A 12,115-nucleotide genomic window follows, 5' to 3' on the forward strand; every position below is an offset into this window, starting at 1 on the left:
TGCGATCGCCAAGATCGCCGGCATCAAGATGACCGAGGCCTACCGCAGCCAGTACGGCAGCGACTTCATCAGCGTCATGCCGACCAATCTGTACGGGCCCGGCGACAATTACCACCCCGAGTACAGCCACGCCGTCGCCGCGCTGATCCGGCGCTTTCACGAGGCGAGGGTCGCGGACGCTGACCGTGTGGTTGTGTGGGGCACCGGCACGCCGCGGCGCGAGTTTCTCTACGTCGATGACATGGCGGATGCCTGCGTACATCTGATGAAGACTTATTCGGCCCCCGATCTCGTCAACATCGGTACCGGCGAGGACATCAGCATCGCCGCATTTGCGCGCGTTGTGGCCGAAATCGTCGGTTATCGCGGCGAGATCTCGTTCGACGCCTCGCGGCCCGACGGCACGCCGCGCAAGCTGCTCGACGTCAGCCGGCTTGCCTCGTTCGGCTGGCGCGCCAGCACCTCGCTGGAGCAGGGCCTGCGGTGCGCGTATGAAGCGTACCGGAAGACGGTGGCATAGGCTGCCCGATCGACGCGCAGCGTTACGACAGATCGGTCAGCCCTTGTGATGCCCGTAAATCCGTCTCACGCCTTGGGCAGGAGATGTGCGTGCTCGGCTTTGACCACGAGATAGCGACCGAGACAGATCGCGTCGAGGCCGGTCCTCAGGAAGCAGCTCATCGCCTGTTCCGGCGTATCGACGATCGGCTCGTTTTCGTTGAAGCTGGTGTTGAGAACGATCGGGACGCCCGACAGCGCGCCGAAGCTCTCTATCAGCTCGTAGTAAAGCGGATTTGTGTCGCGCGCGATGCTCTGGAGACGTCCTGTCCCGTCGACATGGGTGATCGCAGGCAGCTTCTCCCGCCACTCCCGCCGCAGCTTGACGACGTGCATCATGAAGGGACTGAAGATGTCCTGCTCGAAATAGGTCGCGACTGCGGGCTGCAGGATGCTCGGGGCAAACGGACGGAAGCTCTCGCGCCGCTTGATTTTTGCGTTGATGACGTCCTTCATGTCGGGACGCGTCGGGTCGGCGAGGATGGAGCGATTGCCCAGCGCACGCGGCCCCCATTCGGAGCGGCCCTGATACCAGCCGACGACCAGGCCGGCGTGCAGCAGTGCGGCAACGGCCTTGGGCGCCTGTCCATCTTCCAGCTCCCGCATCGGACATCGGGCATCTTCGGCGGCACGCCGCATGGTCTCGTCGGCATGCGAAGGGCCCCAATAAGCGTGTGTCATGTGAAACCGCTCACGTCCGCCTGCGGCGTTGTGCCAGGCCCACAGAGCTGCACCGACGCACAAGCCATCATCGGCCGAGGCAGGTTGCATGTAGGCCTGCTGAAAGCGCGTATCGCGCAGCAAGCGCGCATTCATCACGCCATTGAGCGCACAGCCGCCGGCATAGGCGACCTGGTGGGTCGGTACGAGGTCGTGCAACCGCTTGAAGCAATGAAGCGCGATCTCCTCGAATCGCATCTGGCAGGAGCGGGCGATATCCTTCTCCCGCTGCGTCATCTCCGCGCTCCGCTCCCGTGGATCGCCGAACCTTGTAGTCCATTTGTCGGTGAACAGGCGCAACATGTCGATGCGGTGGTTGTCATCCAGTTTGCCGCCTTCACCGCCGCGATGCATTCCGAAATAACCGTCGGCAAGCTTGAACCAGCCATCGGGCCTTGTCTGCACGAGGTCCCGCATCTCGCCCAGATACTTGTCGGTGCCGTAGGGAGCGAGGCCCATCACCTTGTACTCCTCCCCAAAGCCGTCGAAGCCGATGAACTGGCAGCAGGCGGTGTAGAAGAAGCCAAGGCTGTGCGGCAGGTGGACGCGGTCGACCACTTCGATCCGGTTGCCCTCGCAGCGGGCCGCCATCATGCTCGTGAAGTCGCCGCTGCCGTCATAGGAAAATCCGGCGGTCAGGCCTTCGAACGGCGAACAATAATAGGAACTCGCGATGTGCGAGAGATGATGTTCGACATTCACCAGCTTCGCATTGACCGCGTCGGGTGCCTGTCCGCAGGCCTCTGCCACCATGTCGCTGATGCCGAGATCGACTCTCGCGCGGCGCAAGTGCTCCATGGCTGCCATACCGCCAGAGATCGGGTTGCGCAGCACGTAGGAGACCTGTGCCGTCCGGTTCTGCGAGGGGTCGCGGGCGACCGCAATGAAGTCCAAATCCTTGGCCGAGATGCCGCCCATGCACAGAACCGTGCGGATCGCGTGCTGCGGAAACGACGGGTCATGCTTGATGCGCCGACCGAAGCGTTCCTCGGCTGCGGCTGCGACCACTTTGCCGTCAAGGACGAGCGCCGCGGAGGCATCGGGATGGTTGAGGTTCAGGCCGAGGATTGCGGTCATCAGGGCGGTCTTTCGATGATTCGTCAGGACGGAACGAAAGCGCTGTTGCCGGCATCAGAACCGGGGGCAACAAGACGATCGGAATGGTAACTAACAACGGAACTTATCATTTAGGTGACTAGCAGGCGCTGGGTGCTCTGCGCTACTTCTGGATGCGGCGCTCCTCGTTCTTGCGTGCGATCCACCATGAGACGCCACGGTCGATGATAAGTCCTTCACGCGATGAGCCGGTGATATTGTCTTCGATGATGACATCGCGGACGCCGGGGGAGGCGGGAGCAAACCCCTTGATCTCGATATGCGCGTCCTGATCGAGACGATTGCCGCGGATGACGATCGCCTGGACCATCGGAGGGCGGTTGGCGCTCGTCGCAGTTTGGTTTCCGCGTACCAGGATGGAGGCCTCGTTGGAGAAGATCGCGCGTTCGGGGCCTGCGCGATAGACATTGCCTTCGAGGATATGATTGCCCAGGAACTGCGTTCGCCAGACCGGCTGGAATTGCTCGTAGGACAGGCCAAAGGCGGCAAAGCCGCTGGTCCTGTTGGAGCGATTGCCGGCGATGACATGGCCCACAGCCGTTCCGTATGCCTGGGCCGCGACGCCTGTGTCCTCGAAGGAATTGCCGACGACGAGGTAGTTTTGCTGGGCTTGGGTGACCGTGATCTCCGAGGTTTCGTCGAGCGCTACCGCAAGCGGCCGGTCGAGGGTGATCGACAGATCGCCGGGCTTGCCGTCCCGCGCCTTGAGGCGGGCGTATTGGCCGGTGCCGCGACCGTTCACCACCATGACCGCGGCATCCGTCCAATCGAGCGCAGCGGGATACGGATTTGCGCGATCCTGAAGCGAAAGGCGGTCGGGCATCGTGCTCCGGGCGTGCCCGAAATAATAGCCACCAGGCCCGTCCGTCGTCATCGCTTCACGGTCGTGCCCGTAGATGGCCTTGAACGTGTTGCCGCCGATGAAGATGTTCTCGGACGCGCTCACCGATTTCGACAGGGTCGTGATGCCGCCACCGGTACCCTGCAGATCGGCCGAGGTCACGGTGTTGTTCTCGAAAATGATCTGCCGCGATCCGACCAGCGAATACGAGCCGTACCGCCCGTTGGTCAGGATGTTGCCGGTAATAACGGCATTGCTTGCCTTGAATAATCTCAACGAGTGTCCCGACCCCAGGACATCGCAATCCGTGACCTCGATCCGGTCGCCGCTCAGCCGAATGCTGTCCGGTGCCGCGGCTGCGTAGATGCGCTGAAAGTCGTTCATGCGGCGCAAAGCGGCATCCGGCTCCATCAAGCCGAAAAATGCCGAGGCTCGAATGCGAACGCGTCTGATGGCAATCTCGCCGGCGCCGGGTGCCTGTTGCTCGCCGAACTGGAATCCACCCGAAATCACGTGCGGGTGATTCGAGGCGTAGATCGTGAGATCCTCGATGGAAAATCGCGAAGTTCCGTGAATCAGGGCCGCCGGCAGGCTTTCGAAGTCCGGCCACAGGAGATTGACGAGATCGGTGCGCTCTCCCCTGAGCTTCACGCCGGGCGGGATGCTGATCATACCGGAGACGAAATATCGCCCTCGCGGGAAATAGACCGTGCCGCCGCCGGCTTCCTTTGCTGCGTCGATCGTAGCCTTGATCGCTCGCGTGTTGTCGAAGCGCCCATCGCCGTTTGCGCCGTAAGCTCTGACATCGTACTGCTGCTGCGCCGGCCCCTGTGGCGTCTGGACAGTGAGAATTCCGGCGTCGACAGATTCGCTCTCGCCTCCGTCTCCGTTCGTGAGCCGCAAGGCATAGCGTCCGGGCCTGACGTCCTTCGGAATGCGGAAGATGCCACGCCACATGTCGCCCTTGACCAGAGGAGCATCGATCCGGCGCGGGTTTTCTTGCCCGATCAGCCACAGGTGTGCCCGTCCGGCATCGCGGACAATGTTGCGCCCAAACACCTGAAGCCAACCGTCCGGCGATGCATGATCGCCGAGATCTCCCTGCCGCCAATAGAGAGTTGGCAGATTGATCCGCCCGTCGATCGAGCCTTCCGCATGCCTCAACGCGAACCGGTACAGGCCGGGGCTGAAGTCCTTCGGGATCACGAATTTGAGGGAGAGGGGATTGGACTGGAGAATTGGGATGGTCGTTTCACGTCCGGTGCCGCGATCGGACAGGCCGGTCATCTGCGTCACGGTCGCCGAGGTGATCTGGTCGAGATCCGCCCCGGTGACCATGACAGTCTCGTCCGGGCCAACGGGGTCGTTGAACCAGAACACAACCGGCTGCGCAACTGCGGTCCCGCCCCACAGACAGTGCAGCAGGATGCCCAACCGGATCTTCGTCATTGCGGATGCTCCGCGGCGCTGCTCGACGGGCATGCCTGAGACGGAAGGGCAGGTCATCGCCACACGCTAGTTGCGGCCGACCGTTTCCTTGTCTGCTCCATGCGGCGGATTTACGTGCTCGATTTTGGCCTCGGCGCGAATCTTGTCGACGAGCTCGAGCTGTGCGGCGCTCGCGACGAGTGCGGCGAGGCGGTCACGGATCCTGTCATAGGCGACAGGCTGCCGGGTTCGCATGTCATCGAGCTTGAGGATGTGCCAGCCTACAGCCGTCTTGAATGGTGCGGATACCTCGCCCTTCTTCAGCTTGAAGGCAATCTCGGCGTATTCCTTGCCCATCTCGCCGCGCGCACGCCAGTCGTAGTCTCCGCCTCGGCTCTTGGTCACCGGATCTTCGGACATTTCCGCGACCACGATGGCGAAGTCCTCGCCCTTGTTGATACGCGCAATTGCCGCCTGCGCCTTCTGCTCCGCCGCCTTCACCGCGGCATCATCGGCAGGAGGTGCAATCATGAAAACGATATGCCGCAGATGCAGCTCCGGCTCGGTCGGCGCTCCCTTCACCACGACGTCCTCGTAGGCTCTCCGCATCGCCTCCTCAGTCACCGCTTGCTGCCCGATGACCGTCAGGAAATGATTGGCGAGCCCCTGGTTGCGCGTAAACGTCGCACGACGCTGCAGGTCCGCCTCGTCCACGATGTTGCGATCCTTGGCGGCCTGTGACAGCAGAACGCCATCGATCAGTATTTTGACGAGCGTCTCGCGACGCTCGGCCGGCTCGCGCGCGAGAAGGTTCCGGCCGAGAATGTCGTCGGCCGTCTGGATATCGCCTTCGAGAATCTTCTGGCCGTTCACGACGGCTACGACGGTCTCGGGCGTTTGAGCCTGGGCGGACACCGGTGTTGCGGCACCGAGCAGAAAGGCGAACCAGACGCAAGCAGCACCCGCACGTGTCTTGTCGAAGGGGCGAGCCATGAAGATGGCGGACGAGACGCTCATGTCACTTCCTCTCGTAGGGCATTCGTTGCAACTCACGCGACTCGTCATGCGTCCAATCTCGTCGAGGCTGCATGCCGAGGTGCGATCACTTGGCGGGGCCGCTTTTTAGCGGCATGACATTGACGGTGATGTGATGGCGCCAAGACATGTGTGTGAAGTCACGTTCTTCGCACAGCCGCTTACGGAAGCTCGATTCTCGCAAGTGCCGGTTGTGCGCAGCGATCGTCAGGTCTCGCAGGTTTTCGTCGGAGCATCTGCAAGGCGACGATGCTGCCTGTGAATAACATTTTTCGTTGCGAGATTGCGCCGCGATTTCTCGCGTGTTTTCCAGCCGTTCGTTGATGCGATCATTCCCTGTTTCTCGTCGCGATGAGACTGCAATAACATAATTCACAAAATAACAATGAAAGTCTCACATATCGCGACTAGCTTCCGCCGCGCTCCGGGACCCGGCTGCCGGGGTTGGCAGGCCAGGGGATCCGAACAGGGAGAGCAAGGCTATGCGAAACATGAAGGCTCTACTTATGGGATCGGTTGCGTTCGCCGCGATGGGCGTCGCTTCCGAATCCGCACAGGCGCAGTCGCTTGCGTTCGGCGCTGGCGCGACGTTCCCGCAGATCGTCTATCGTCAGCTGATGGACTGCATGTACACCCAGGCCCAGGGCAGCCCCGGCAGGCCGGGTCCGATGGCCAAAGCGGCGAACTGCATTGGCTTCAACACCAGCGGCTTCGGCGGCGTGATGCTGTACGCCGCGACGGGTTCCGGCAACGGCAAGACCGTGCTGCGCACCAACGACAAGACCCAGATCGGCACGCCTTCCTCGTCCGCCCCGGCCTACACCAGCGCGAACTGGAACGTGAACAGCACCGCCGACTATGACGGCGTTCAGTTCGTCGGCAGCGACGACGTCGTCAACGCGGCCGACATGGCGGCGTGGAACACCGGCGGCGCCAACAGCCCGCAGGCGAAGTTCGGCAACATGATCACTCTTCCGGCCGTGGTCGGCCCGGTCGCGTTGGGCTTCAACGGCAAGGACGGAACCGGTGCAACGCTGAACATCCTGCCCGCCACCCCGGCTGGCGGCAGCTCCGGTCTCAACCTGTCGCGCAACGCGCTCTGCGGCATCGCGTCGGGTCACATCACCAAGTGGAACAACCCGATCCTGACCGCTCTCAACGGCGGCGTGCTCGGCACCGGCAACATCACCTTCGTGCATCGCACGGACGGCAGCGGCACCACCTTCCTTTTCACCAATGCCCTGGTTGAGCAGTGCCGTTACGAGTTCGGTCCGAACAACGAGACCGACTCGACCGTCGTATCTTACGCCTTCCCCTGGACCGATCGCGCGCAGTCCTGCTCCTCCCCGCTGGTCCCGCGCGGCGCGAACCAGGTCAACTGGCCCGATCAGTTCGCGACCAACCAGTGCGGCACCGCGAATGCCAACCCGGGCGGCGGCACCTTCGCTAACGCTTCGGGCAGCGGCGCGCTCGTCACCCTCGTCACCAACACCAACGGTGCGATCGGTTACGCCTCGTCCGACTTCTGGCTGCCCGTCCGCGTCGGTGGTCTGAAGACCGCGAACGTGCAGTCGCAGTGGGACATCACCGCTTCGACCGGCCAGTTCCAGCCGCCGACCCCGGCTGCCGCGCAGAAGGCAATGGCAACCGCCATCCCGCAGATGGACGCCACGAGCCGCCCCAACCCGCTGACCTGGAGCCTTCAGGGCGTGAGTCCGAACCCGGTCGTCGCCGGTGCGTACCCGATCTCCGGTTTCTCGTGGATCTTCATGTACCAGTGCTACCAGCCCCACGCGAACGGCAACAACGCCTATCTCTGGTTCAAGACCTGGCTCGACTTCGTGTACGGCTCGGGCGCGGCCGGCATCTTCAACGAGAACGGTTTCGCCCAGGTCCCGAACGTGTGGGTGGGCGAAGTCTACACCCTGCTCAACGATCCCGCCAACGGACCGCAGGGCAGCGGCTGCTCCGGCAAGGTCGGCGCCTACTGATCACTGCTCGGGCTCCGGCCCGGTCAACGATCTAGACTATGTGCACCCGGCGTCAGCCGGGTGCCTTTTTTTGGCCAGCCTTGCCTTACGGCATCGTCCGTCGTCCGGTGTGATGCCTTTTGTGCAGATGTCACATCACTGATAAGACATAACGCTACCGCTCGGACCTGACCAAGGACCTTCCCTGCCATGCCGATGCGCGGCCTCGTTATTCTGCTTGGAGGTGCCCTCATCGCGGCGGGCACGCCCGCGATCGGTGCGTCGGCGCCGATGGAGACGCTGGCGTCCGAGCCGGCCGAGGACATGTTCGCCCCCAAGCCCGCCAATCTGCCGCCGGCCGAGCCGGTGCCGGGCCCCGTGGTCCCGGCCGCGACTGCCGACAAGCCGGCGTCGCAGCGTGGGTACGACAATCCGCTTTGGGCCATCCCGCTGTCGCGGCTGACCGCGACGCGCGAACGGCCGTTGTTTGCGCCGACCCGGCGACCGCCCGCGGTCGTACCGGTCGCAATGCCCGCGCCTCCGCCTGGGCCGCCGCCCAGGCCGCCTGAGCCGGAGACGCCGCGCTTGTCCCTGGTCGGGACCATCATCGGCCCCGAAAGGATCGGGTTGTTCATGGATCCCACAAGCAAGTCCGTGGTCCGACTCAGGGCCGGCGAAAATCACGATGGTTGGACGTTGCGCGCCGTCGAGCGGCGTCGTGTCGAGATGGCAAAGGGCCTCGACCAGGCCGTGCTCGATCTGCCGGCACCCGACATGAAGAGCGGCGGGGCGCCGGCCGCGCCGCTGCTGGCGGTGCCGCCGCCGATACCGTCCGCGCCTCCCGCGGCGATGGCGGCCGCGCCGCCGACAGGCGCGAACGGCGGCACCTATGTGCACCCGGGCGCCAACATGAACCTGCCGATCGGCCGCGGAGCGCCGGCCAACATGCGTCTGCCGCCGGGCATGGTCAGCCCGCTGTCGAATCCGGGGCCGCGCTGACGCCTCAAGCCGCCGTCCTGGGACGTCCGTCCCTGCGACCGATCCGCGCGCGGACCGGCCGGGCGCGCTGATTTGTCGTGTTATTCAATATCATAACGATCGGTGCGGCGAGAGATCGTCAATGCTACAAATTTGACATATCAATGTTAGTAAACGGAAGGTAAATCCGGCGCACGGGCCTGCCTGCGCGGTGGCTCGGCTGGAACCATTCAACTTGAAAGTGCCGCGGCGTGCCCCATCCCGACAATGTTATGCCGTCCCCGGGCGCGACTGCTCGTGGCTCTCGCCGTGCCTTCGAACGTTCGCTGCTGTGCGGTGTCAGTCTGGTAGCCTTGTCGCTGGCGAGCGGCTTTGTCCACGCGCGCAGCCTCACTCCGGGCGCCAATACGGTCGCGCCGACGCAGGGAGCACAGCAGGCGGCGATCCAGGCCGCGCAGCAGGCAGCGGGAGCGGCGACGCAGGCTCAGGCCTCGCTGGCCCGCGCGGCAGCCGCGCTCGCGGCCGCACGGAAGCTGCAGGTCGATGCTGCCGCTGCAGCGCGGGCCGCCGGCGGGTCGGTTCCGAACGGGCTGGTCACGGGAGGCTTGATGCCCACCGGCGGCACCGACAACGATCCTTTGGCCGGGATCAAGCTCGATCCGTCGAAATGGACCGGTGCCAACGCGCCCAAGCAGATCGCCAAGGATGTGAATGGCGTCACGAAGGTCGACGTCGACATCCAGCAGACCCAGAAGAAGGCCATCCTCTATTGGGACAGCTTCAACGTCGGCGCTAACACCACCGTCAATTTCCAGCAACCCGCCTCCGACTGGATTGCGCTTAACCGGGTGCAGGACTCGAGTGCGTCGCCCAGCCGCATCCTCGGCCAGATCAACGCGCTCGGCGGCGTCTATCTCATCAACCGCAACGGCATCGTGTTCGGCGCGGGATCGCAGGTGAACGTTCACACCCTGATCGCCTCCAGCCTCGACGTCGGCAAGCTGGGTACTTCGCTCGAGGAGCGCGACAAGTTCTTCAGGGACCAGGGCATCGCCAACCTGAACTCCTTCTCGATCTACGACAAGGACGGCGGCGCGGCGACCAATCTGATTGCGGGCGACATCAAGGTCGAGCGCGGCGCCTCGATCACGGGCAACATCCGCTACGATCAGGTCGCACAGGGCTCCCCCGGTTCGGTCTTCCTGTTCGGCGCCAATGTCCATAATTCCGGGTCCATCGCGGCCACCACTGGTGAGGTGGCGATGGTTGCCGCGCGCACCATCGACGTCATCCCCAACGGTTATTCCGTGTTTCCCAAGGACGTGCTCGGCAAGGACGACAAGGGCAACGCCAACAAGTTCCCCGGCACGGAGTTCAGGCTGTCGCAATTTGCGGCGCCTCGTTCAACCGATCAACCCGCGTATGGTCCTGACGGCTACCCAATCGACAACCGCTATCTCCCGGGCACCGGTGCGTCGGTCCACGACGGCGTGATCGACATCGGCCGCGGCGTGCTCGTCATGAACGGCGACAAGGTCAGCATCGCCAATCCAACCGATGCGAATGGCCGCGCACTGACCGACAGCGCCGGGCATCTGCTCCAGGGCGTGGTCTCCGCCGACACCAGCATCAGCCGCAACAGCTTCGTGCTGCTGCGCGCCGCCACGAGCGTCACCATGGACGGCGTGATCTCGAGCCTGCCGGTAGATGACGGGTCGGCAGGCCTGCCTGGCTCGCAGAGCTTCGTACCGACCTACATCGAGGCCTCGGCCCAGGCGAACGTGACCATTGGCGCGAACGGTCTGATCTCGGCACCCTCGGCGCGCGTCTCGCTCAACGCCAAAAGATTCGAGTTGGCGAACGGGGCGAACAACCTGCCGCCCGGGCTGTTTCAGCAGGGGATGTCGAGCGCGGGGAGTCAGTCGGGCAACATACCGGGCGTTGGTCCCAATTCTCAGGATGCCCAGTCTGTCCTGCTCGCACCCGGTGCGACCATCGACGTGGCGGGGCTCCAGAACGTCGAGTTGCCGGCCGGCTACAACGTCATCCCCGTGAATCTGCTCGCCGAATTCGCCGACATGCCGCTGCAGCGACCGCCTTACGCCACCGTGTCGGCGGACGGCAGCGGCGTGGTCTATGGGCAGAGGCTGTGGATTGACATCCGCAAGACCGGCACGCGCAGCGACGGCACGACCTGGGTCGGCACGCCGATCGCCGATGCCAGCGGTTACGTCGACAAGGTGCCGCGCAGCATCTATCAGCTGATGACGGTCGGCGGCAGCATCAGCCTCAACACGGATTTGAAGGTCGAGAACGGGGCAGCATCGGGTGTCACCACCACGGGCTCGGTGATGAACGTCGCCGGCGGCAGCGTCAAGTTCCTGCCTGGCATGGTGAACACGACGCGGCTGATCGGCAGCGACGGGCGCATCTACGACATCTCCAAAGCCGACCCGAACATGACTTATCTCGGCGTTGCCGGGCAGTTCATCCGCAAGCATGAGCGGTGGGGCGTCACCGAATACTGGTCGACGCAGAGTCAGGTCTATTCGCCGGGCTATAGCGAGGGCCATGCCGCCGGCGGTGTCAGCGTCGTGACGGTCAATCTTGCACCGCTCGACAAGGGTACCCTTTATTTCGGCTCGGCGGCAGGCGAACGGCAGATCAGCAGCGGCCAGTTGCCGGCGCAGGGCTCCCTGTCGCTGACCATCCCGTCGAACGTCCAGATCGGCGCCGCGGCATCGGCCAACTACGCCACGCAGAGCGCCTACACCACCAATCTTTCGGCCGAGATCCTGTCGAGCTACGGCCTGAGTTCCTTGTCCGTGAAGGCGAACGATTTTTTTCTTTCGGCCGGCAGCGCGCTCGACTTGGCCGCGGGCGGCAGCCTTTCCGTCGTTGCGGGCGGGGCTATCGATATTGCCGGAACCGTTTCGGCAGCTGGAGGAAACGTCAACCTCATGACTGACCGAGAGGCAGTCGGCAAAGATTTCACGACATCTTTGTTCAAAGCCCCCAAGGACGCATCGGGCAATACGATTGCCGCGAATGTATTCGTCGGGGGCACGATCGATGTAAGCGGTCGTTTCGTCAACGACACCGGGCGCAGGGCCGGTATCGATGCAACTGGTCCGGCTTTCATCAACGGCGGTTCGATCACGATCAGCACGACCAAGGACAGCCTTGGTGTCACCGGTGGCGTTATCGACACGACCGGCAGCATATTGCTCGGTCACGGTAGCCTGCTCGATGTGTCAAGCGGCGGATACATCGACGGATCAGGCAAGGCGCAGACCGTTGCAACCGGGGTGATGAAGGGGCGGGCAGGGAGCATCTCTCTCAGCATCTACAACGGAAAGCCTTACACGGTCGATCCTGGCCCGCCACCACCAACCGCGAATGTCGCGACGCAAGCTTTCATTGCTCTCGATGGTACCTTGCGTGGCTACGGCTTCGAGAGCAACGGGAG

The 12,115-nt window shown here is 63.6% G+C and carries 7 protein-coding genes; 4 read left to right on the forward strand and 3 right to left on the reverse strand.

The window, feature by feature from the left end; translation table 11 throughout:
• Window positions 1–520 (forward strand): NAD-dependent epimerase/dehydratase family protein (locus JHD07_RS12190; protein WP_291622328.1); only part of this gene is annotated, 520 nt, incomplete at its 5' end.
• A gap of 65 nt (window positions 521–585) precedes the next feature.
• Here JHD07_RS12190 and JHD07_RS12195 read toward each other — a convergent pair.
• The 3 genes from JHD07_RS12195 to JHD07_RS12205 form a co-directional block, all read right to left on the reverse strand.
• On the reverse strand, window positions 586–2,355 hold the full coding sequence (locus tag JHD07_RS12195; RefSeq protein WP_291622330.1) for a carbamoyltransferase C-terminal domain-containing protein: 1,770 nt from the start codon (window positions 2,353–2,355) through the stop codon (window positions 586–588).
• A gap of 142 nt (window positions 2,356–2,497) precedes the next feature.
• Window positions 2,498–4,684: a right-handed parallel beta-helix repeat-containing protein gene (locus tag JHD07_RS12200; protein WP_291622332.1), complete on the reverse strand. Its 2,187-nt coding sequence runs from the start codon at window positions 4,682–4,684 to the stop codon at window positions 2,498–2,500.
• A 66-nt stretch (window positions 4,685–4,750) separates the two neighbouring features.
• Complete coding sequence (locus JHD07_RS12205) at window positions 4,751–5,680, reverse strand: peptidylprolyl isomerase (RefSeq protein WP_291622333.1); 930 nt, start codon at window positions 5,678–5,680, stop codon at window positions 4,751–4,753.
• Window positions 5,681–6,189: 509 nt separating this feature from the next.
• On the opposite strand from JHD07_RS12205, the gene JHD07_RS12210 reads away from it, so the two are divergent.
• The 3 genes from JHD07_RS12210 to JHD07_RS12220 form a co-directional block, all read left to right on the forward strand.
• Complete coding sequence (locus JHD07_RS12210; RefSeq protein ID WP_291622335.1) at window positions 6,190–7,689, forward strand: substrate-binding domain-containing protein; 1,500 nt, start codon at window positions 6,190–6,192, stop codon at window positions 7,687–7,689.
• A 189-nt stretch (window positions 7,690–7,878) separates the two neighbouring features.
• Window positions 7,879–8,667 carry a hypothetical protein gene (locus JHD07_RS12215; protein WP_291622337.1) on the forward strand — a complete coding sequence of 263 codons (789 nt, stop codon included), beginning with the start codon at window positions 7,879–7,881 and terminating at the stop codon, window positions 8,665–8,667.
• A gap of 251 nt (window positions 8,668–8,918) precedes the next feature.
• Window positions 8,919–12,115 (forward strand): filamentous hemagglutinin N-terminal domain-containing protein (locus JHD07_RS12220; RefSeq protein ID WP_291622339.1); only part of this gene is annotated, 3,197 nt, incomplete at its 3' end.

Source organism: Bradyrhizobium sp. (assembly GCF_016462955.1).
Taxonomy (GTDB): Bacteria; Pseudomonadota; Alphaproteobacteria; order Rhizobiales; family Xanthobacteraceae; genus Bradyrhizobium.